Raw genomic sequence first — 23,560 nt, forward strand, 5'->3', positions numbered from 1 at the left:
CAGGCCCCCAAGTGGAGAGCAGCGTCGGTTTCGGCACGCGCGACCACTTTATGACCACTGACTGAGAGCGGTGCGAAGGAAAGCGTCGCGCCGTTCGGTGACGGCAGCGGCGCCCAGGAGGCTACCGTCGTCGGCGAATCCCGCCCAACCGTCCATCACCGTCGGCGTGTTCAACGCGGCCACGGCATCCCAGTAGGGCACGCCGACTGCCTCCCGGCCCGCCTGCCGCTCCCAGCCCTCCAACACATGGGACGGCGCGTCCTGGCCGTACTGAAGGGTCATCTGCATCCGCAGGCTGCCGAGATCGACGCCCGGATTACCAACCCCGGCTGTATTCCAGTCGATCAGCGCAACGCAACGGTCACCCTCCCACAGCATGTTGCCGCCCCAGGCGTCACCATGCACGAACACCGACCCGCCTGCCGGCATCCCGTGCGACCTGACCCGCTCGTCGGCCTGCTGCAGCAAAGGAGTGGTCGGCATCAGGCCCCGCCGGCGTTCGTCGGCGCGGTCGTCGACGGCGCACGGCCGGGGCCGGTATGGCAGATGGGCCTGCGGAACCAGCCTGAAGGCGTGGACCCTGGCAAGGGCCGCTCCCGCTTCGCGGAGCCGGGCGACCGAAACCGTCGGCGAGAGACCGGCGCTGCCGGGCAGGACGGTCTCCAGAGTGGCGACGGTTCCGCTCGCCTTCCCGTCGAGATCCGCAGCGATCAGCCGCGGCGCGGCCAGGCCATGAGTCTCGGCCAACTGAAGCGCGCGTGCGTTCGTGATCACCCACGCGGCGGCGATCCATCCCCGGACAGGGATCTTCAAGATCACGTCCCTGGCCCAGGCCGCCGGTCCTTCGATTCCCAGGCGGAACGTGCCCGAAGGGCGGTGCTCGCCGCGGGTCAGGCCCTCGGACGAAACGACGCTCGTCCCGCCAACCGCCTCGGCCGCCCAGCGCAGAACCTGGTCACTCGGCATCCTGCCTGGGTGTGCTCCCGCCATCTCATGACTTTATGACGCATGCCGACGGAGCGCCTGGTCGAGCACCGTACCGGCCGCTTGCCTTGCGGCCGATCACCTAAGCCAGCCACCACTCTAAATCTCTATCTTAGTTCTTCTTGTCCGGCTTCGCCTCGTCGTCCGCGTCGCGGAGTTCTTCGGGGAGGTCCTCGTCGTCGTCGGCGTCGCGGAGTTCTTCGGGGAGGTCGGCCTCGTCGAATTCCTCGGTGAGGATCTCCTCGGGCTCGGCGGCCGACTCGGGCTTGATGGCGTTGCGTAGGCGGCCGAGGATGCGGTCGGCCTCGGTGCCGAACGGGTTGTCGTTGACCAGGTACGTCCAGGTCGCGGTCGGCCGCGGGATTCCGCTGGCCTCCTCGTCGAGGCCCTCGGCGGTGATCTCCGCCGTACCGAAGGTCTCGGCCGCGTCCTTCCAGGCGTCCTCGATCAGCGAGTCGAACGACGCGATCGCCGACTTGTTGAACTCGTCGATCGGCTTCAGGTGCACGATGCCGCCGGCCAGCGACCGCAGGTGGATGCCTTCGCGCAGGTCCGCGAGGTACGCCAGGTGGTCGGTCCACCGCCGGTCCAGATGACCGAGTGCGATCCGTCGCGCGGCGGCCTTCACGACGTCCTCGCCGACCTCGTCGACCAGTTCGTCGTACCGCTCCTTGGCCCGCTCGGCGAGCTCGGTCGCGGCCAGGTCGTCGGTCAGCACCTTCTCGCGGGTCTCCAGCAGGATCGCCCGCTGCTGGCCGGTGAGGCGGTTGTACTGCCAGGTGGTCCGGTGCAGCTCGGCGTTCGCGCCGTCGGCGACGCGCTGCGCGTGCTCGAGCATGCCGATCGACTTGCGGTCGGTCAGCCGCCCGGTGTCGTCGGGGTGCGGGCGCAGGCCGGACGAAACGGAGTACCGCGTGACCAGTTCGTCCGCGAGCGACGCGAAGAACAGCGTCCCACCCGGGTCGCCCTGACGGCCGGCGCGTCCACGCAGCTGGTCGTCGAGCCGGCGCGAGGCGTGCAGGCCGGTGCCGATCACGTACAGGCCGCCGAGCTCGAGGGCCTTCTCCTTGTCGTGCGTCTCGTCGCGTCCGCCGAGCCGGATGTCCGTACCGCGGCCGGCCATCTGCGTCGACACCGTCACGGTCCCGGGCACGCCGGCCTCGGCGATGATCGCCGCCTCTTCGGCGTCGTTCTTCGCGTTCAGTACGACGTGCTCGATCTCGGCCGCCTCGAGCTTGTCGCTGAGCTGCTCGGACTCCTCGACGCTGTGCGTGCCGATCAGGATCGGCCGGCCGGACTCGTGGACGACGCCGATGTGCTTGACCAGCGCCTCGTTCTTCTGCTCGACCGTCAGGTACAGGCGGTCGGGGTCGTCCTTGCGGACGTTGGGCGTGTTCGGGGGTACGACGGCCACGTCGACCTCGTAGAACTCCTGCAGCGACTCCCCGACGACCACCGCCGTACCGGTCATGCCGCACAGCGTCTTGTACCGCTTGACCAGCGCCTGCACGGTGATGCTGTCCAGCACCTCACCGGAGTCGCTGATCGGCACGGCCTCCTTGGCCTCGACCGCAGCCTGCAGACCGTCGGGCCAGCGCTGCAGCTTGGCGACCCGGCCGCGGTTGTTGTTGATCAGGCTGACCTTGCCGTCGCGGACCAGGTAGTCGACGTCACGGCGCAGCAGCACCTCGGCGTGCAGCGCGACGTTGATCTGGGTCAGCCGGTCCAGGTTCTCGTCCGCGTACAGGTTGAACTCGGGCGCGGGCTCGGGTTCAGCAGCCTCCGATTCAGCCTCCGATTCAGCCTCCGCCGAGTCGGCCTCCGAGTCACCGGCCGCATCGTCGTCCGACTCATCCGCCGCCTCATCAGCCGACTCGTCGACCGCGGAGTCGGTCGCCTGCTCGTCGGTCACGACCTCATCAGCTACCGACGACTCCTCAGCCGCCGCCGCTTCAGCCGCCGCCGCTTCGGCTGCCGCCTCCGCAGCTGCCGCTTCGGCTGCTGCGCCGAGGGCCTTCTCGACCTTGTCGGTGCCGCGGTCGGTCAGCGCGACGGTGCGCCCGTCGCCGTCGATCTCGTAGTCGACGCCGGCCCGCAGCGTCCGGACCAGCTGGACCACGTCGTCGTCCAGCGCTTCGGACCGGGTCGCGCCGGCGAGCACCATCGGTACGCGGGCCTCGTCGATCAGGACCGAGTCGGCCTCGTCCACGAGCGCCACGTCCGCGTCGACCGTGACCCTGTCGTCGACGTTGGTGACGAGCCGGTCCCGCAGTACGTCGAACCCGATCTCGTTGACCGGCACGTAGCAGACCTCGGCCTGGTACGCCTCGCGCCGCTCCTCCGGCGTCGACACCTGGCCGACGTGCGACACGGTGACACCGAGGAGCTCGTACACCGGGCCCATCCACTCGGCGTCGCGCTTGGCCAGGTAGTCGTTGACCGCCAGCACGTGCACCTTGCGGCCGCCGATCGCGTACCCGGCGGCGGCGATCGCACCGGCCAGCGTCTTGCCCTCACCGGTCGCCATCTCGACGACCCGGCCCTGCAGCATCGCCAGCGCGCCGACGACCTGACCGTCGAAGGCCCGCTCGCCGAGCGCCCGCTTGCCCGCGTCCCGGGCCAGCGCGAGGAACTCGATCTGCTCGTCCTCGTGCAGGCCACCGGTCGTCCGCAGCTCCGTGGCCGCCTCGGTGAGCTCTTCGTCGGTCAGGGACTGGACCGATTCCTCCGCCTCGCCGACCAGCTGGGTGAGCCGTTCGTACGGGCCGAGATCGATCGAGCCGGGGCGCTGCAGCAGCCGGCGGAAGCGAGAAGCGATTTTCAGGGCCATGATGCAGGCAACGTACAGCCTCAACCGGTCGTTCCGCTCGTCAGGTCACGGTGTCCACTCGTACGGCGTGGTGGTTGTAACTGCGTGGAGACCCAGCTTCTGCAGGATCGGGCGTGAGTCCTCGGAGGCGTCGACGCGGAGGAATTCGTACCCGCGCTCCTTCGCCAGCCGCGCGCGGTGGACGAGCAGCGCGCTGTACAGCCCCTGGCGGCGCCACTCCGGGAGCGTCCCGCCGCCCCACAGACTCGCGAACCCGGTGCCGGGGTGGAACCGGATCCACGCGGCCGACACCGCCGGCCCCTGCTTCAGCACGTCCTCGACCAGGAACACGGACAACCGGTCCGGGAACATCCGCGCCTCGCCCTGCAACTGCTCCACGATGCGCGCCAGCCCGCTGTCCCAGAGCGTGTCGGTCAGTACGGCGATCCGGTGGAAGTCCTCTGGTCCGTCGGCCTCCCGCAACCGCACCTTCGACGGCAGCGCCGAAGGCCGCTCGAGGATCCGGTCCACCTCCCCGAGGATCAGCGTCTCCGGGTCCTGCTTGCTGAAGCCCGCCTTCACCAGCCGCCCCCCCAGATCGGCCGGTTCGTCGTACGCGTAGGTCTTCCACTCGAACGGCAGCCCGCGCTCGCGGAAGAACGCCAACTCCTGCTCGATCACCGCGTCCGGGTCGTCCCCCAGCCCGCGCGGCGTCTCGACGAAACCAGCGCCCTCGGGACCTTCGACGTACGAGCGATGCACCAGGCCCTCGTGTTCCTGCTTCCAACCGGGAATCGCGTCCGCGTCCGGTAGCCGGATCCGGCGGTGGAACACATCGAGCAGCTCGTCAGGCGTCATCTGCGCAGTCAACCAATAGCAGGACTCCGGCGTCTAACAAATTGTCCTGAGAAGGGGGGACACCATGAACATCCACCGCATTTCCCGAAAGACGATCCTCGCCGCACTCGCAGTGATGGCAGTCCCCGCCGCCGCGTTCGCCGCGCCGGCCCTGACCGGATCGTCCACCGCCCCCCAAACCGCCTCCGCCACGACGACTGCCGCGTCCTGCCCGCGCGGCTGGGGCTCGCTGCCCGAGGTGAACAACCACGTCCGTTCGCCGCTGACCAGCGTGCCGACAACGGTCACCAACGTCCGCAGCGGACGCCACGCCTGCTACGACCGGCTCGTCATCGACCTGACCGGCGGAGCCACCGGGTACGACGTTCGCTACGTGAGCAGCGTCCGCCAGGACGGCTCCGGGACCCTGGTCCCGCTCCGGGGCGGTTCGCGGCTGCAGATCGTCGTGCGGGCACCGGCGTACAACATCAACACCGGCAAGACCACGTACGCCCCTCGCAACCCGCGTGAGCTGACGAACGTGGCCGGGTACAGCACGTTCCGGCAGGTTGCGTTCGCGGGCAGCTTCGAGGGGCAGACCACGGTCGGACTGGGGGTCCGCGCCCGGCTCCCGTTCCGCGTGTTCACGCTGACGGGGCCGGGCACGGGCGCCCGGTTGGTGGTGGACGTCGCCCACCGCTGGTAACTACGGGAGCACCCTGTTGAGCAGGTCGTAGAAGGTGTTGGCGAGGACCAGCTCATAGGGGTCGGTGAGTAGCGGTGCGAGTTCGGCCATGTCGGACGGCGTCCAGTTCCACGCGCCGATGCCGCCCGAGATGAACAGCGGGCTCGCACCGTCCCAGTTGGCGATCTTCTGGTCGAGCGCGGTCTTGTACTCGGCCGCGTTGCCGGGCGCGCCCCAGTTCCCGGTGACCGGCAGACCGCCCTGGCGGACGGCGAGTGTGTCGCCGTCCCAGGTCTGCATGATCCCCTTGAGCGGCGTGTAGTCGGCGTACCCCTTGGCGATCGCCTCGGGGAGCAGCACCCACTTGTCGTCCTGCCGGCCGCTGTAGGCGTACACGACGTCCAGACCGGTACGACGCATGAAGTCGCCGCTCATCTTCAGGTACTGCGTGATCTCGTTGGCCTGCCACGACACGGGGTAGGTGTAGCCGCCGCCGGACGGGCCGCAGACCAGGAGGTCGTTGGCGGTCGCGGTGCGCTGGTAGTGGCTGTAGATGTTCGGACCGGCCTCGGCCAGCAACGGGCTGATGGTCCAGTTGGTCGGTACTTCGCCGCGCTTCGGGTCGTCCCAGATGTCGCGCAGCCGGCGCTGGCAGTACTGGATGTTGTCGCCCTCACCGAAGGTCAGCGTCAGGTAGACCTTGTTCTTCGGCTTACTGATCCGCCGTACCGGCCGGGGCGTCGGAGAGATCGGCGCGGCCGTGCCGGCGTGGACCGTGCCGTTCATGTAGAAGTCCGCCGCGACGACCGGCGAACCGCCCTTGCTCGCGAGGTCAACGCCGTCCCACTCACCGGAGACGTCGTTCGCGAACCAGCCCATGTACGGCGCGAGCGTGGGCCACTTGGCGTAATGCTCGATCAGCAGGTCGCCCGTCTCGCCGCCCGGCGGCAGCCAGCTCACCAGGGCCTTGGTGGCTACCACGTAGTCGCGGAAGTACGGGAACGGCTCGATCCGGGTCGGCGCGGTGTCGGTCGCGGTGACGAGGTACTGGTTCCACATCGTCACGGTGACGACGAGGGACGTCGTACCCGCGGGCGGTTCGAAGCCGTAGATGAAGTAGCCGCCGCCGTCGCTGAACCGGTTGGCCTCGCCGCCGATGCTCGAGTTGGCGCCGTCGAACAGGTACGGCACCTCGTCGGGGGTGTTCGGCTTGAAATGCGCGATCTCGGTGCCGTTCGCCTTCACCCAGACCTCGGACACCGACGGACCCCAGCCGTCGTTGGTGAACGAGTCCTGGAACCGGACGAACACCTTCTCCTTGCCGAGCTTGGCGGAGACGTCGAGGTCGTAGTTGCCGCGGTTCGACGAGTCGCGGATCTGCTGGGTCTCGCGGGCGATCTCGAGCCACTGCACGTCCTCGACGTTCACGACGCGGGTCGGCGGCAGACCGGCCAGCAGTTGCTTGGTGACGCGCGGGAACAGGTTGTCGAGCTGCCACCGGTACGTCTTCACGCGGTCGTCGTCGAACATCCCGCGCAGGTCCTTCACGATCTTCAGGCCGTACGCCTTCGCCTGATCGGCGTCCGCGACGACGGCGTTCTCCAGCCCGGCCAGCGTCGTGGCGACGTTGAGCGAGTCGGGTACGGCGGGGTCGTAGACGATCGCGCCGCGGACCCGGTTGCGGTACTTCGCGACCAGGTCCAGCGGGTTCTTGTACAGCTTGGTCGGCAGGTGCAGGTCGGTCAGCCATTTGGCGTCCGGCACGCTCTGCGTCCCGGTGTCGTAGATGAAGTACAACTCCGGCTCGGTACGGTTGACGATGCCTTGCAACGTTGTCAGCAGGGTCTGGTCTCCCCCGCTGAGTTTGCTGACGTCGCCGTAATCCAGGTGTTTCGGGCGGTTGAACACCGGCAGCAGCCGGGCGGGGCTGCCGGACGTCGATGAAACCGCAGCCTGCGCTGAGGTTGCGAGCCCCGGAACGAACCCGAGACCTCCCACCGTCACCGCACCGCTGCCCGCCAGGAACGCTCGTCTCGAAACCATCGTGACCACTCCCTGAGGTTGACATCGATGTCAAATCAGGCCGGACAGTAGCAACGCCAGGACCGTGTGTACATAGCTCGTTACAACGTTGGCCCAAGAATCTGGAATCGTTTCCGGCACCGGTGGTTCCGGCTGCGTGTCACCTGGGGTCGACAGGTGGTTCGGCCGGCGGGTCGTCCCCGGTGTCCAGTGATTCCTCGGCGGCACGCACCTCATCGGCTTCGACCGTCTTCTTGATCGCGGCGTACTGCCGCCACTTGCGGAAGCCGATCACCGCTCCGATCACGGCCCCGGCCAAACCGTCATAGACCACACTCGACATGAGTGCACTTTGAAGGATCGCTCCGCGGTACACCAGGCTTCGTCGCTCTGGAAATGTGGTTCGGGATGCTGCGACGGTGGATCGGTGACGGCTTCGGATCTGACCTGCCTGCTGGACATTTGCTACGCGAGTCATGGCGGAGCCGAGTTGTGTCTGGATGTGGTTTGGGCGACGCCGTCGGCGAGTTCACCGATGCCGGTTGCCGTGCGAGTCGACGGATGTCCGGGGTGGGGGCCTGGGGATCGGCGGGCGGCGATGTTGCCGTTCGTGGGGCCGGCGATGGCTCGGGCCGGGTTTCTGGCTGTTGGGATTTCGGTGCGGCACAGCGGGCAGGCTGTGTTCCCGGCGCAGTTGGAGGACGTGCAGGCTGCCGTGAGCTGGCTACGGCGCAACCCCCTCGGTCTGCCGGTCGATGGTGATCACATCGGGGTGTGGGGCCAGTCGGCCGGCGGGCACCTGGCGTCTATGGCGGGTCTCAGCAGCTCGCAGGGTGCCGCCGTACAAGCGGTTGTGACAATCAGCGGACCCAGCGATCTCACTCGCGGAGGCGGTGAGATGCACATCGACCGCCCCTCCCCCGTTATGGCGTTGGTCGGCGGCGAGACGAGCCGGTTGTCGGCAGCGAGCCCGGTCGCCCACGTGCGGGCCGGCGCCCCCCCGTACCTGATCATCCACGGGACCTCCGACGAGACAGTCCCCTACGAACAAGCCGAGCTACTCCACCGCGCCCTCCTCGCCGCAGGCACAGACAGCCGTCTGCTCCCCATCCCCGGCGGACACCACAACCTCCTCGATGATCCGGACGCGCCGTACGACGGACAGGTCTGGTACGACGTCGCGGACGAAGCCGCGCAGTTCTTCACGCGCCAACTGGCTGCCGGATCGCCCTGAAACCCTTCGCAGAAGGGGATCTGAGTTTGCTTGAGTTGCTCGAGCACCGCGCAGCACCTACCCCGAGCCCGCCGATGGCCTTCGGGGCGAGGACGCACCGCGCGCGCATTCGGTAGTTGTCGCCACGAGCCCGCTGGGTACCGGACGCCCGTATCCGGTCCCGTACTGTGCGGTTATCGCGAAACAGGTTGAGTGCGGCAACCTTCTCGTCCCAGCTGCCTGTCCGCCGGCCACATTGCGTACTCCGCGACCCGGATGGAGTCGGTCTTCTGCATCCTCGCCGAGTCCGCCGCAGTGGCCGCAGTCCAGGCCTACACGGCAGACGGACGTACAGTTGCTCGACGTCCCAAGCTCCAGACCCGAATCTCCGAACATGGACAGCTCATCACCTGGAGAGCACATGCAGAATCCTGACCGGCCCGTCGTCGGGGTCAACTACGTTCCCCGCGAACAGTGGTGGAACGCGTGGGTCGACTTCGACGAGGCCTCGATCGCCGATGACCTGGCCGCCATCGCGAGTCTCGGCTGCGACCACATTCGGATCCAGTGCCTGTGGCCGGTCTTCCAGCCCTTCCCCACCTCGGTGTCCCCGATCGCGCTGAAGAGACTGTCGACCGTGCTCGATCGCGCGCACGACGTGGGGCTCGATGTCTGGGTAACCGTGCTGAACGGATTCCTCAGCGGCTGGGTGTTCCGGCCGGCGTGGATGCACGACCGGAACGTCTTCACCGATTCGCTGGCAATCTCCGCGGCGACGAACTTGCTCGACGCCGTCGCCGGGGTCGTCGCCGAGCACCCGGCCGGCGCGGGCGTCGACCTCGGCAACGAACCCAACATGCTGGTCGGCAGCGAGCGTGAGCCCGTCACCGGCCACGATCTCGACAACTGGGCGCGACAGATGATCGCCGCTGTTGGCGCCGCGGCACCCGGCCTGCCCGTCGTCCTCGGCGCGGACCACCAACCGTGGACTACGACGAAGGTCGGCTTCAGCCGTGCTCTGCTCGCCAACGAACTCGACGTGACGACCGTGCATGCCTGGCCCTACTTCAGCGGCTTCCTCGACCACTTCGGCGAGCACGACGACAAGGCGTGGGCGATCGGCGCGTACCTGGCGCAGGTGGCAGCCGCGCACCAGGCGACTGCGCGACCGATCTGGATCCAGGAAATCGGTGTCGCCCCCGAATGGGTGTCGGAGGTCGACGTCGAACACGCCACCGAGCGACTGCTCCGGCACGCGCTCTCGGTCCCCGGTGTCGCCGGGCTGTCGTGGTGGGCATCGCACGACATCAGGAGGGAACACAGTGGCTTCAACTCCGTCGAGTACGAACTCGGACTGTTGGACGTCCACAACCGCCTCAAGCCCGTCGGGCGCCGCTTCACCGACGTCGTCGCCGAACTCCGGAACGCCTCGAGCCCGCGGCCGGCGGCTGGCCAAGTGGTCCTGGCGGGTGACGCACCTGCCGACCACGACTTCGCCGCTCGGTGGGCGCAGAGCTGGGTCGACGGACGTCCCCCGCAGATACTCCTGGCCCCGTAAATACCAGGGACAGGACCAGAACGCGAAGTAGCCCGACCGGGTAACGGAGACGTCCGATCGCTCGGGTCGCCGGGGCCTGTCGAGTTCGACCTCGCCCACGTTCCCCGGGCGGTATTGCGAGGTCTGTCCGAACGTTGTCAGGGCCTGCTGGACGACTGCCGACACCTCGTGCTCGCGACGCCTTGAGCACGCGACCGGGCGGTCAGTAGAAATCAACGGCGGCTTCGTCCGGTGGTGCCGGTGATCATGTGGTCGACGACGCGCAACGCGTTGGCGAAGATGGTGAGTACCGGATTGACGCCGCCGTTGGTCACGTGCAGCCCGCCATCGGCGACGCGCACGTTCGGGTGGCCCCAGATCCGTCCGAAGGGATCGGTGACCGAGACCGCCGGGGACTCACCCATCCGCGTCGTACCGGCCTGATGCTGCCCCCCGCTCGGCCCGGACGGCCGGGCTCCGGCCAGCCGGAGCACCGTCGTGGCTCCCGATGCCCGCAGCCATTCGGCGGACCGTTCGGACAGGAACGCCTGGCCGCGATGATCCTCCGGGTGCAGGTCGCCACTCAGCCGTACGACCGGGACACCGAACCTGTCCTTGACGGCTGGATCGATGCGGACCCGGGCCGAGGCCGTGGTGACCTCCTGGATCGGACCCATCACGCGCATCATCCGTGGAGCCAACGTCCGCAGACCATGTTTGGCAGCACGTCCGTGCAGGCCGACCAGACCGGCTCCGGACAGGTACCGGAACGTGTTCGCGGGCGTGGGCACGAAGTCCTTGGTGAGAATGCCTCCACCGATCACGAACTCGTTGTCGTGCCGGAATCCGGTGACCGCCACCGAAGGCCCGGGGCCGATCAGGTCCTCGATCGGGTCGTCGAACAGGCCGATGGCGCCGGCGTACGCGTGCCCTTGCAGGTAGCGTCCGACCTGGTCGGTGGCGTTGCCGAGTCCGGCCGGCTCCCGGTCGTGCGCCGAATTCAGCAGCAGCCGGGCGGACTCGATCGCCCCCGCAGCCAGCACGAACTCACCGGCGGCGACCTCGCGCGTCCACCGTCGCCCCTGACGCTCACCGACGAGGGAGACGCGCTCCACCCGGCCTGCGCGGCCGACGATCAGACGCCGGGCCCACGTCTCGGTCAGGACGTGGCAGCGTCCGGTCGCCAGGGCACGCACGAGCATGGTGTTCTGGCTGCCGTTCTTCGCGTCGACCGGACACGCGAAGCCGACGCACATCGCGCACTGCCGGCAGGCGGGCCGGCCGAGGTAGGCCGTCGAGTTGATCAGCAGCGGGACGGTCACTGTGTCCCAGCCGAGGTGGCCGGCACCGGCAACGAGCGCCGCGTACGCGGGACCGGTGGGCAAGGGCGGCATCGGCAGCGCCCGCTTCCGGATGCCCGCATAGGGGCTGTTGTCCACTTCGCCGCTGACACCGACCTCCCACTCCGCCTGTTCGTAGTACGGCTCCAGTTCGTCGTAGCCGAACGGCCAGTCCGCCAGAGCGCTCGACTCCGGCACGCCATAGTGCGAGGCCATCGTGAAGTCGAGCGGGCCGAAACGCCAGGCCTGGGCACCGTACACGCGAGTACCGCCGCCGACTGTGAACGCGTTGTTGCTCCACCGCGGGTCGGATGGGTGCAGTACGACCGGGCCGCTGCTGTCCTCGAGGACGCGCGGGTGCCCGTCCGTCGCCGGACCGCTGCGAGTGGTGAGTCCCCAGTTCAGCCGCGGACTACGCAGGTGGTCGGTGGCCAGGTCCGGCGTCTGCGGCCAACCGCCGGCCTCGACGAGGAGTACGGAGCGGCCGGCCTCGGCCAGGCGGCACGCGGCAGTACTGCCGCCCGCACCAGATCCGATGACAAGCACGTCATAACAGTCGGCCAGCTCCTCCGGAGTGCTGAGCTTGCTTGGAGTCGCCGCGCTGGGTGGTGGCCAGCCTTGCGGTCCCGGCCGCCAGCCGAGCATCGACCACGACGCCGGCTGACGTTCGCCGCCCTTGCCGTCGTCGGCGAGGTAGCCGCCCCAGATCAGCTGGGCCAGCCAGACGTAGTCGGGGTCGTCGGTCAGCTGATCGAGCACCGCAGTCTGCGCCGCGGACCCGATGTCACCGAAGGCGCCGCCGTACGAGGCGAGTGCCGCCTCGTCGATCAACCGCAGCACCCTTTCGACGCGGTGGCTCCAGTCCGGCCGCTCGCGCAGCGCGGTACGGACGAAGTCTTCGCCACCGGCCTCGGCGGCGGACGGATACTCGTCGCGCGGAACGATGACGTCGAGCAGAACCCTGAGTTGGACGGCGCTGGTCCCGGACAGCCGGCCTGACACGGATTCACCGACCGCCGGTCGAGAGGCGGACCGTGCAGATTTCGAAGGGGTGTAGCGCCAGGTGAGTGATGCCATCGGTGGCGGAGACCTTCGTGATGGGCCGCTCCAGCAAGTCGACCAAGTGGGCCTCGCCGAGAGGCAGGGTGCTGCGCACCTTCGTTTGTGCCTCACCGCCCAGCGACTCGTACAGCCGCACGACGAGGTCGCCCGAGCGATCGTCCGCGAGTTTGACCGACTCCACCACGACCGCCGGATTGTCCACCGTCACCAGCGGCTCGCGCTGACCGACGGCGTCGACCAGTCGCAACGGCATGGTGAGCGCGTATCCCTCGGCGACCGCATCCGCGACACTCGCGCCGGGCACCACGGCGTAGACGAACCGGTGCACGCCCTGGTCCGAGGTCGGGTCGGGGTTGCGCGGAGATCGCAACAGGGTCAACCGAAGTGTCGTGGTGGTGGCACCGCCGCCCTCACGGCCGCTGCGCTCGATGTCGTGGCCGTACGTCGACCCAGTCACCACGGCGACGCCGTAGCCGGCCTCGTCGAGGTGAACCCACCGGTGCGCATACAGCTCGAAGCGGGCGGCGTCCCAACTGGTGTTGGTGTGGATCGGCCGGCGCAGATGGCCGAACTGAATCTCCGCGGACTCGTCAGTGGCGTGTAGCGCGAGCGGAAACGCCGCCTTGAGCACCTTCTCTGTCTCGTGCCAGTCGACCTCGGTCGAGATCTCGAGACGGCGGCTTCCGGCGCGCAGGATGAGCGTCTGGGTCACCGACGACCGGCCGAACGATCGCCGGACCTGTATCGACCCGAGCAGCGGTCCCTGGTCGAGGATCTCGACGGCGTCGGCCTTGGTGAGGTCGACCCGGCTGTGCCGATAGTGCCCCTCGAGATTCCAGGCGTCCCAGCTCGCGGGTTGGTCGGGGTGCACCTGAAGCAGGTTCGCAACGCTGCCTGCGGCGACCGTCTCCCGCGAGTTCGGCTGGTCGTAGATCGAGGTGACCAGACCGTCGTCGTCCACGCACACGCGAACCAGGCCGTTGTCGAGGACGAGGTCGGCGACAGTCACCGGTATCAGGTCCGCGGGGGCGTCGCAGGTAGTACCAGGTCCGAGTGCCGGCGCCATCGCCCAGGTCGCGCTCCGGCCGTCCGACAGAACCTGCCTCGTCCCCGCATCGGCCGCCTCCTCGCCCGGGACCGCGATGATCTCAGCTCGCTCGTGCGGTGCGGCATTGAGCAGGTTGCAGCCGGTGCCGGCCAGCGCCGCGGCGGCATCCGCGATGACCGTCTCCAGCTCGGTCTGTGCCTTCTCGTACGCCGCACGCGCCTCGCGATGCACCCATGCGATCGAGGTGCCCGGCAGGATGTCGTGGAACTGATGCAGCAGGACCGTCTTCCACAACTGATCGAGCTGGTCGTACGGATAGGAGAAGGTGCCGTTGGCAGCCGCGGTCGCCGCCCACAGCTCCGCCTCACGGAGGAGACGCTCACACACCTGATTGCCGGCCTTCATCGTCGCCTGGGTGGTGTAGGTCCCCCGGTGCGACTCGAGGTACAGCTCCCCCGACCACACCGGGGCATCGGGGTACTCGGCCATCGCCTTGCCGAAGAAGCTGCCGGCCGGTTCGACCGTGACGTTCGGCGATCCTTCCAGGCTGCGGAGCCGCCGAGCCTTCTCCAGCATCTCGCGGGTCGGGCCGCCACCACCATCGCCGTACCCGAACATGGCCAAGGAAGTTCTGGCGACGCCTTTCTCGGCGAACGTGCTCGCCGCATGAGCCAGCTCGCCCGCAGTGAGTGCCGAGGCGTAGGTGTCGATCGGCGGATGGTGGGTGAACACGCGGGTCCCGTCGATTCCCTCCCACCAGAAGGTGTTGTGCGGGAACTTGTTGGTGTCGTTCCATCTGAGCTTCATCAGCAGGCACCAGCGTGCGCCGGCCAGTTTGGCCAACTGCGGAAGCGCGGCCGTGTAGCCGAAGGAGTCGGGGAGCCAGATCCCGTCGGTCTCGAGACCGAACTCGTCGGCGAAGAACCTCGCCCCGTGGACGAGTTGCCTGGCCAGCGCCTCACCGCCGGGCAGATAGGTGTCGGACTCGACCCACATGCCGCCGACCGGCTCCCAGGCTCCGGAGTGGACGGCGGCCTTGATCCGGGCGTACAGCTCGGGCTGGCTTTCCTTGATCCACGCGTACTGCTGGGCCTGTGAACAGGCGAACGTCAGTTCCGGATAGTCGCGCGTGAGGTCCAGGACGTTGGAGAAGGTACGGCTGCATTTTCGGACCGTCTCCCGCAGCGGCCACATCCAGGCCGTGTCGATGTGCGCGTGTCCGACGGCGGAGATGTGGTGCGCACTTGCCTGCGCCGGGCGCGCGAGCACCTCGGCGAGTTCCTCCCGCGCCCGGCCCGCCGAAGCCGGCAGATCGTGCAGATCGAGAACGTCCAGCATCCGCTCCAGCGCACGGAGGATCTCGTGCCGCCGCGCGTCGTTGACCGGTAGTTCGCGCATCAGCTCCCACAGCACCTCGGCATCGAGGCCGAGGTGCCAGATGTCCTCGTCCAGCACCGCGAGGTCAGCCCGGGCCAGCCGGTACAGCAGTTCGCTGTCCGACGTCAGTACGTCGCCCCGGGGACTTCCGACTCCGCTCATCGCCGACAACCATGGATTGGCCGCCGCCTCGACGTACAGCAGGACGTCCTCGCTGCCCCGAGCTCGTCCGGCGACGGGGACGTGGCTCGTCCGGGGTGCGAGCCCTTTCACGATCCGGCCCCGGCCGTCGTACACGAGTCCTTCGGCCTGCCGTCCCGGTTCGGGGTGGGTGAAGCCGAGATCGATGACTGCCTCGACGCGTCGCCCTGACCAACTCTGCGGGATCCGCCCTCGGACCCGGAACCACGCGGTTGCCCAGGCAGGTCCCCACTTCGAGCCGACAGCGAAGGGCTGGTAGCTTGCCGCCAGCGCGTCGGCGACCGGGACGGGCCCGTCCGGCGGTTGCCAGAAGTCGACGTCCAGGCTGAGCGAATCGGTGTAAATGCCCGGCCGCAGGCGGTGGACGAGCATCTGTTCCACGCGGTCCTCGACGACTGAGCGGTTGTCATGCACGGTGTAGCCCTCCGGTACTGGTCGCCTGCGTTCTTGGGATGACGGTTACGGGTAGACGGCGGCGTCGTAGTAGCGGATCTCGATCACGGGGACAGTTGCCGGCCCGTTGGGGTTCGCCGAGAACAGCTCGATCCGATTCGTCCCGCCGTAATCGATCTTGCTGGTGATGTTCACCAGCAAGACGTCGCCCACCTTGGTGGCCGGATACAGGTCACCGATGAAGGTCCCGTTGATCAGGATCCCGTTGATGCATGCCCCGGTGCGGTGAACGTAGATCACCACCTGGGATCCCTCGTGGGCGGCGTCGATCACCACGTCACGGGCGGCGTACGAGCCGCTGAAGGTACCGGGCAAGGTGGCCTCGCCGCCGTCGTGGATGCTGTCCGGCCCGCTGACCACCCAGGTGCCACCCAGGTCCTGGCGGGAGTCCGGCTCCGGGATGTGATACGCCCAGGCACTGGCCGTCACACCGGTGCCCACGCTCGTGCCCTTGATCTCCAGTGCGAGGACGTGCTCCCCCGGAGGCAACAGGGTGCTCGCCGGCAACCCGGCGAGGCCGGCGGCGCTGAAATTGCTGAGCATGGTTCCGTCCAGGTAGATCCGGCCGGTGTCGTGGAAGATGCTGTTCTCGCGGTCCATCCACAACCAGAGCTGGATCTCGCCAGTGGTCCAGCCTGCTGGGATGGTGAACCGCTTGCGCATCACAGCGTGGCGCACGTCCGGGTGGTCCGGGAGGGTGAAGATGCCGAGGTCGCGCCGCTCCCACCCGGAGTCGTCCGCGCCCGGCTGCAGCAAGGCGGCGATCTGCTCGGGCGTCGAGTCGTCCACCGGCAGGAACGCCCAGTCGTTGGTGAAGTCGACCGTGTTCCGCTGCAGGTCCGCCTTGGTCGGCAACACCTTCGGCGCCGGCTTGCTCGTCCCGGCCCACCAGTTGCGTTGCACCGTGAGCCACTCCAGCGGCGAGCTGGCGACGTCCGCGCGCGGACTGACGAACATCCTGGTCTCGTGCGCGCCGAGAGTGATGCCGTACGCCCCGGGCGCGCCGGACCTCTTGGTCACCACGGTGGTCGCGGACGAGTTCAGCTCACTCAACACGGTCGGTGCGGCCGACGTGGTGAACACGAGATCCGTGGTGACCGGGTCGGCCGTGTCGTTGTACAGGACCCAGAAATCGTGCAGGCCCGCGTTCGAGATGTAGTGCCGGAAAATCGCGTTCTCCGCCCGGGCGGGGACTCTGGTCACCTTCAGGTAGTCCATCACCTGTCCGAGGAACGTGGTGGTGTCCGGGGCTGGGTTGCGATCCATGATCTCTTCGAAGTGGCAGCCGAGGTGGACGACCAGTCCCTCGCCCAGGCGGCGCATCCCGGCCGCGACTGAGCCGTCCTCCCACAGCAGCAGATCCTGGGCGTCCGGAGCGATCCGGCTCAGCCTCAGTCCACTGCCTTGTGCACCTGCGAGCCAGTTCATATCGGTGAACACCTGCTGGCCAGGGGCCGACCGCAGTGGGTGCTTCGCATCCGCGGAGAAGGACTGCTGACCGAAGGCCGGCGGGTGGACCGTATACGTGTCCATACCCTCGACCTGATATCCGGTCAGCCGGTTGATCGGCCACGCATCCACATCGGTGCTGGTGTGCCGACCGGTCTGCATGTAGGTGACAAAGGTGCCGCCTCTGCGAACCCAGGCCTCGATCTGATCGATCAGCTCCTCATCCATGAACGGTGAGTTGGCGTCGACCACGACCCGGTACTTGTCCACCGTGCCGTCGCCGAAATCGAGGTAGCTGATTCCGTCGCGCGGACAGACCGGGAGCAGCGCGAAGCCGCTGTTGCTCGCGAAATAGCCGCCGGGAAGCCAGGTATTGGGTTCCGGATTCCACGGAAAGCCACCGTGCCCGACGAAGCGCAGGTCGTAAAGAACGGCGACCTCGGCCGTCGGCACATGGTATTTGCCGATGGCCTCGTACATGGCCTTGTTGGCCTGGAAGGTCTCCAGTACGTCGGGCCGGGACATGATCTCCTGCTGATTCTGGAAGTAGTGCACCCCATTCAGGCCCTCGGTGAGCCACCGCCCCCAGAACGCCTTGAACTGATCGGCGTTCGGCGCACCGTTGCCGGGCTCCGCGGTGGACGGCCGCCCCGCACTCCGGGCCAGTAGGGTGTGGAACTCCGCCCAGAATCCGGCCATGTACCCGGTGTTGTGGAAGTTCGCTCCGTACTCCGCCGCGACCTGCTTCAGCAGATCCGCATAGGGATCCGGCGACATCAGGATCACCGGTCGATCCGGATCCTCCTGCCGGATCATCTCGACGCCGCGGCGTACGGCCTGCTGCCGGGTCCACCGGCTCCAGTCCTGGAAATCGACCCACTGCGCGTTACGCAGCGGACCCAGACTCGGGTACTGGACCGGCTCCTCTCCAGTCAGGTAGCACCGGTAGCCGAGGAACCCGTTCGGCAGCGTCACCGTGATCAGGTTCGACCCGGCGGTGAGCAGGCCGGTCACCTCGACTCCCCCGAAATGCTGGAGGATCGTCGCCGGGACCCCGGGAGTGTGCTGACCATTCACCGACACGGCCAGGGGTGCGTTGGTGACGTTGTTGTTCAGGTCGAAGAGGTAGAGCCAGACCCTCGGGTGCTCGGCCAGCCAGTCAGCGCTCACCTCGACAGTGCGGCGCGCGAGCATGTTCGCCCGCGCGGTGAACTCCACCCGGTCGCTGCCGGGCATCACCAGGGTGCCCCAGGCGCTGTCGTCGAATGCCGGCTGGTCCCAGCCGTCCGGGGGCGCGGCGGCACCCGGGTACGACACCCGCCACGACCCCGCGATGTCCAGCGCGTCCGGCCCCCAGCCCAGGAAGCTCGCCACCTCCGGCACGTGCACGTCGTCCCACGACGTGACCCTGCCCGGATCGGCGTACCAGGCCTCTCCCAGCGCGGACAACGTCGGGTAGCGGTCCTTCAGGAAGGTACGGAAGGTCGCGTCGGCGACGGGGCCGTAGTCGACCAGCAGCACCGAACCCGGGCCGCCGCCCAACTCCCCGTGCGGCTCGAGCCAACCGACCACATTGTCCGACGGCGCGTACGTGCGGACGGTCTCCTGCAGCAGGCCGAGCTCGGCGTCCAACGCTGTGGTCGCGCTGTACGACGTCTGACCGACCGCGTAGGTGTAGTTCGCGGCTGCTCCGATCCAGCCGGAGTACTGCGGCATCTTGGCGTTCATCTGCTCGCGGTACCGGTTCGTCATCCACAGGCCCTCGAACAGCTGAGGATTGATGTGGACGGGAACCCCTCGCTTGGTGAACTCCTCCATTGCCCAGGCCCAGTCCTGAACCCGGGCCATGCCCTCGGCCGTGTTGAGCATCAGCTCCTGGTCCCACAGGACCGCGCCGGCTCCGCTCTGCTCGATGAAGTCGAAGTCGAGGCGGTAGTCGTACGGCTTGCTCTTGTCCCAGCCGATGGGCTGAGCGAGCGGCAGGAAGTACAGCAGGAGGCCGTACTTGTCGTAGCGGTCCAGGTACATCGGAACCGTCGCCGTGGCGGCGAAGTCCGAGGCCCGCGAACCCTTCGGGATGCCTCGAGCCGCCTGCGCCCGGAAGGCGTCCCGCCCATTCGCCGCGATCACCACCACCGAGTCGCCCGCGGTGACCGCAGCGACCGTACCGGCCGGGGTCTCGTACGCCGGGATACGCAACCCGCCGACAGTGATCATGGTCTGAGTCACGCCCGGCAGGAGAACGAGATCCGACAGGTACTTGGCGTGCACCAGTTGGGCGGCATCCGCGTCGGCACACTGCATCCGCAGCAGCGAGACGCCACCGCCCAGCTGGACCGAGTCGGCCGACAACTCCCCGAATCCCCGGAGCGCTTTCGCCGGCAGATGCACGGGGCCCGGTCCGCCGGGCGCCGTGCCGGCGACCGCCACCGCCTGGCCGGGCGCCAGCGATGAACTCATACCGGCAGCGGCTACCCCGGCCGCCCCGATCAACAAACTCCGACGAGACAACTCCATCATCAGTTCCTTCCCAGGACGGTGAGATTCACGGATAGACGGCTGGGTCGTAGTAGCGGATTTCGACGGTGGCGATGGGGGCCGCGCCGGTGGGACCCGAGCTGAGCAGCTCGATCCGGTTGGTCTGCCCGAAGGCGACCTTGGGGGTGATGTTGACCACGAGGGTCTCGCCCACCTTGGTCGCCGGATAGATGTCGCCGATGAACGTCCCGTTGATCATGATTCCGTTGAGGCACGCGCCCGTGCGCCGTACGTACAGCACAACGGCGGACCCGCTGTGGGCCGCGTCGATCACCACGTCGCGGGCAGCCAGGAACCCGGTGAACGATCCGGGCAGCGTGACCTGGCCGGCGTCGTGGACGGCATCAGCGCCGATGACAGACCAGGTGCCGGCCAGGTCCTGCCGCGCGCCGGGCTCCGGGATGTGGTAGGCCCACGCGTTGGCGGTGACGCCGGTCGCGACACCGTTGCCCTCGACCTCGAACGCGATCAGGTGGTTGCCCGGAGCAAGCAGCGTCGTGGCCGCCAGTCCAGCCAGGCCGCCGGCGTTGAAGTCCCGGATCAGCACACCGTCCAGATAGATCCGCCCGGTGTCGTGGAAGGTCTGGCCCTCCTTGTCCACCAACAGCCAGAGCTGGATCTCGCCGGTCGACCAGCCGGACGGCACGGTGAACGTCTTGCGCAGTACGGCGTGGTGCACGTCCGGATGTTCGGGCATGGACCAGACGCCGAGATCCCTGCGCTCCCAGGCGGAGTCGTCCACCCCAGGTAGCACCAGGGCCGCGATCTGGGCCGGCGAGGAGTTGTCCACCGGCAGGAACGCCCAGTCGTCGGTGACGTCCACAGTGTTGCGCTGCAGTTGCGTCTTCGTGGGCAGCGGAGCGGGATCCGGTGCGGTGGTACCGGCCCACCAGTTCCGCTGCAGGGTCAGCCATTCCAGCGGCGATTGCGGTACGTCGGTCCGCGGGCTGAGGAACAGCCGCGTCTCCCACGCGGGCAAAGTGATGCCGTACACCCCAGAGACCCCGTTCTGCACCGTCACGGCGGTCGTCGCGGTCGTGGTGAGCTCGCTCAGCACCGTCGGCGGGGTCGCCGTGGTGAACACCAGATCAGTGGTGACCGAGTTGGGCGAGTCGTTGTACAGCACCCAGATGTCGTGCAGGCCGGTGTTCGAGACGTAGTGCCGAAACACCACACTCGCCGCCCTAGCAGGCACCGGGGCCACGTCGAGGTAGTCCATGATCTGGCCGAGCAGGGTGGTCGCGTTCGCGCCGCTCACATGCCAACCGAGCTGGATGATCCGACCGTTGCCGAGCGGCCGCATCCCGGCGGCCACCGTGCCGTTGTCCCACAGCAGCACGTCCTGGGCATCCGCGGCGACCTTGCCGAGCGACAGGCCCCCGCCGCGTTGGTTCGCCAGCCAGGCAGTGTCGCTGAGCACCGTTTGGCCGGGCGCTGCCGAGACGGCGTGTGAGATCAGCGGCTGATACGACCCGTCCTGGTTGTACGGATCGATGCTGAGTACGTCGTACCCGGTGAGCCGGCTGATCGGCCACGCGTTCATGTCGGTGGTGGTGTGCCGGCCGGTCTGGACAAAGGTGACGAAGGTGCCCCCAGCGCGCACCCAGGCCTCGATCTGGTCGACGAGGGCGTCGTCCATGAACGGGGTGTTCGAATCGACGATGACCCGATACTTGTCGGCCGTGCCGTCGGCGAAGTCCAGTTCCGTGACAGCATCCCGCGGGCACCGCGCCATCAGGTAGGCGGCCGCGTTGGTCTTCCAGTACCCGCCGGGAACCCAGACATCGGCGTCCGGCGTCCACGGCCAGGTGCCGTTGCCGTTGACGCGGAAGCCGTTCAGTACGGCGACCTCGGCCTCGGGCACGTGGTACTTCCCGATGCTCTGGTACAGCGTCCGGTTGTTCTGGAACACCTGCAGGACATCGGACTTCGACATGATGTCCTGCTGGGACGCGAAGTAGTGCACCCCGTTCAGGCCCTCGGTGAGCCATCGGCCCCAGAACGCCTTGAACTGATCGGCGTTCGGCGCACCGTTGCCGGGCTCGGCCGTGGACGGCCGACCCGCACTCCGCGCCAGCAATGTGTGCAGCTCGGCCCAGAACCCCGCCATGTAACCGGTGTTGTGGAAGTTCCCGCCGTACTGCGCGGCGACCTGTTTGAGCAGGTCGGCGTACGTGTCCGGAGACATCAGGTTCACGGGCCGATCGGCGTCCTCCTGCCTGATCATCTCCATGCCACGCCGCACGGCCTGCTGCCGGGTCCAACGGCTCCAGTCCTGGAAATCGACCCACTGAGCATTGCGCTGCGGACCCAGTGCCGGGTACTGCACCGGCTGAGCTCCGGACAGGTAGGCCCGGTATCCGATGAAGCCGTTCGGCAGCGTCACCGCGATCAGGTTGGACCCGGCCTGGAGCAGGTCGGTCACTTCCACCGCGCCCCAGTGCTGGCCGCCCATGATCGCTGCGCCAGGGATACCCGCGGTCACCTGTCCGTTGACGGTTGCAGGGACCGTCACCTGATTGTTGAGGTCGAACAGGTACAACCACACCCGAGGGTGGGCGGCCAGCCACGACGCGCTCACCACGACCGTACGACGTGCGAGCATGCTCTGCCGCGCCGTGAACTCCACCCGATCGCTGCCGGGCATCACCAAGCTGCCCCACGAGCTGTCGTCGAACCCGGGTTGGTCCCAGCCGGACGGCGGAGTGGCGGAGCCCGGATACAACACCCGCCAAGCACCGGCCACATCGACCGCCTGCGCATCCCAGCCCAGGAACGATGCAACCTCCGGGACGTGGACATCGGTCCAGGCCGCGACTGCGCCCGTGTTCCCGTACCAGGCCTGCCCCAGCGCCGCGGTGGTGGTGTAACGACCTTGCAGGAAGGTACGGAACGACGCATCCGCCACCGGGCCGTACTCCACCAGGAGAACCGAACCCGCTCCGCCACTGAGCTCGCCGTGCGGCTCCAGCCAGCCCACGACGTTGTCCGCCGGCGCGAACTCGCGGACCGTCTCCTGCAACACGCCCAGTTCGGCATCCATCCCCGTGGTCGCGCTGTACGACGTCTCGCCCACCGCGTACGTATAGTTCGCCGACGTCCCGTGGAACCCGGAGTACTGCGGCATCTTCTGCATCGTCTGATCCCGGTATCGATTCGCCAGCCACATGCCGTCGGCGAACTGGGTGTTCAGGTGGACCGGGATGCCGCGGGCGTCGCACTCCTCCAGCGCCCACTTCCAGTCCGGCACCCGGGCCAGGCCTTCACCGAAGTTGAGCTGCTGCTCGTTGTCCCACAGAGCGATCCCCAGACCGTTCTGCTCGACGAAGTCGAAGTCGATCGAGTAGTCGTACGGCTGGGTCCGGTTCCAGCCCGGTGGCAGGGCGAACGGCACGAAGTACAGCAGGAAGCCGTTCCGGTCGAAGCGGTCCAGGTACGACGGGACCGTTGCCTGGGGCACGAAGTCTGCCGCTGTGGTCCCAGCCGGCACTGCCGTCCCGGCGGCCGCGCTGAACGCCGCCGGGCTGTCGAAGGCCAGCACCGACACCGCGTCGTCGTCGATGAACGCCGCGACCACCCCGGCCGGAGTCTCGTTTACCGGCACCGACAGGCCGTTGACGGACAGCGTCGCCGGCGCCACGCCCGGCAATCGGGTCAGGTCGGACAGGTACTTCGCGTGGGTCAGCTTGGCCAGACTCGGGTTCTGACATTGGATCCGCAACAGTGAGCCGTGCGCACCGATCCCCGTCAGCTCGCCGGACACGGACCCGAAACCGCGCAGTCCCTTCGCGGGCAGACTGACCGGAGTCACGGTGTCCTGCCCGGCAACCGCCTGGGCGCGACCCGGCGAGAACGATGAGCCGGCCACGGCGACCGCGGCTCCGGTCGCCACGGTCAAGAAGCCTCGGCGTGACAGTTCCATCATCAAGCTCCTCTCCGGCACGGTGGTGTGCGCGGGCAGTGTCGGATCGCCGAACGCCGGTGACGACGTCGGCCCGTGGTGGC

Annotated in this window: 12 protein-coding genes; 3 read left to right on the forward strand and 9 right to left on the reverse strand. The window is 68.1% G+C overall.

Annotated elements, in window-relative coordinates; all coding sequences use genetic code 11:
• Window positions 1-48: 48 nt before the first annotated feature.
• The 3 genes from ABT313_RS38205 to ABT313_RS38215 all read right to left on the reverse strand — a co-directional run bounded on the left by ABT313_RS38205 (window position 49) and on the right by ABT313_RS38215 (window position 4,651).
• Window positions 49-966 (reverse strand): aminoglycoside phosphotransferase family protein, encoded by a 918-nt coding sequence (locus ABT313_RS38205; protein ID WP_350864441.1) that lies wholly within the window; start codon window positions 964-966, stop codon window positions 49-51.
• Between the two features lie 130 nt (window positions 967-1,096).
• The gene (locus ABT313_RS38210; RefSeq protein WP_350864444.1) at window positions 1,097-3,814 is read right to left on the reverse strand and encodes a preprotein translocase subunit SecA; all 2,718 of its coding nucleotides are present in this window, start codon (window positions 3,812-3,814) and stop codon (window positions 1,097-1,099) included.
• Window positions 3,815-3,859: 45 nt separating this feature from the next.
• Window positions 3,860-4,651, reverse strand: a complete 792-nt coding sequence (locus ABT313_RS38215; protein WP_350864446.1) for a GNAT family N-acetyltransferase — start codon at window positions 4,649-4,651, stop codon at window positions 3,860-3,862.
• 64 nt (window positions 4,652-4,715) lie between these two features.
• On the opposite strand from ABT313_RS38215, the gene ABT313_RS38220 reads away from it, so the two are divergent.
• Entirely contained in the window at window positions 4,716-5,336 is a 621-nt protein-coding gene (locus tag ABT313_RS38220) for an AMIN-like domain-containing (lipo)protein (protein ID WP_350864448.1), read from the forward strand.
• Here the strand turns inward: ABT313_RS38220 and ABT313_RS38225 are convergent, their stop codons facing one another.
• The gene (locus ABT313_RS38225) at window positions 5,337-7,358 is read right to left on the reverse strand and encodes a GxGYxYP domain-containing protein (protein WP_350864450.1); all 2,022 of its coding nucleotides are present in this window, start codon (window positions 7,356-7,358) and stop codon (window positions 5,337-5,339) included.
• A 139-nt stretch (window positions 7,359-7,497) separates the two neighbouring features.
• Entirely contained in the window at window positions 7,498-7,680 is a 183-nt protein-coding gene (locus tag ABT313_RS38230; RefSeq protein ID WP_350864452.1) for a hypothetical protein, read from the reverse strand.
• Between the two features lie 159 nt (window positions 7,681-7,839).
• Here ABT313_RS38230 and ABT313_RS38235 point away from each other — a divergent pair, with 159 nt between their 5' ends.
• Both ABT313_RS38235 and ABT313_RS38240 read left to right on the forward strand, forming a co-directional pair.
• Complete coding sequence (locus ABT313_RS38235; protein WP_350864962.1) at window positions 7,840-8,571, forward strand: prolyl oligopeptidase family serine peptidase; 732 nt, start codon at window positions 7,840-7,842, stop codon at window positions 8,569-8,571.
• Window positions 8,572-8,971: 400 nt separating this feature from the next.
• Complete coding sequence (locus tag ABT313_RS38240; RefSeq protein WP_350864454.1) at window positions 8,972-10,108, forward strand: glycoside hydrolase 5 family protein; 1,137 nt, start codon at window positions 8,972-8,974, stop codon at window positions 10,106-10,108.
• Between the two features lie 212 nt (window positions 10,109-10,320).
• On the opposite strand, the gene ABT313_RS38245 is transcribed toward ABT313_RS38240, so the two are convergent.
• The 4 genes from ABT313_RS38245 to ABT313_RS38260 all read right to left on the reverse strand — a co-directional run bounded on the left by ABT313_RS38245 (window position 10,321) and on the right by ABT313_RS38260 (window position 23,477).
• Window positions 10,321-12,429 carry a GMC oxidoreductase gene (locus tag ABT313_RS38245; RefSeq protein WP_350864457.1) on the reverse strand — a complete coding sequence of 703 codons (2,109 nt, stop codon included), beginning with the start codon at window positions 12,427-12,429 and terminating at the stop codon, window positions 10,321-10,323.
• A 4-nt stretch (window positions 12,430-12,433) separates the two neighbouring features.
• The gene (locus ABT313_RS38250; RefSeq protein WP_350864459.1) at window positions 12,434-15,529 is read right to left on the reverse strand and encodes an alpha-mannosidase; all 3,096 of its coding nucleotides are present in this window, start codon (window positions 15,527-15,529) and stop codon (window positions 12,434-12,436) included.
• A 45-nt stretch (window positions 15,530-15,574) separates the two neighbouring features.
• A complete protein-coding gene (locus ABT313_RS38255; protein ID WP_350864461.1) occupies window positions 15,575-19,477 on the reverse strand; it encodes a beta-galactosidase in 3,903 nt (1,300 codons plus the stop codon).
• A gap of 85 nt (window positions 19,478-19,562) precedes the next feature.
• Window positions 19,563-23,477: a type 1 glutamine amidotransferase family protein gene (locus tag ABT313_RS38260; protein ID WP_350864464.1), complete on the reverse strand. Its 3,915-nt coding sequence runs from the start codon at window positions 23,475-23,477 to the stop codon at window positions 19,563-19,565.
• Window positions 23,478-23,560: the final 83 nt, after the last annotated feature.

This window comes from Kribbella sp. NPDC000426 (assembly GCF_040300265.1).
Taxonomy (GTDB): Bacteria; Actinomycetota; Actinomycetes; order Propionibacteriales; family Kribbellaceae; genus Kribbella.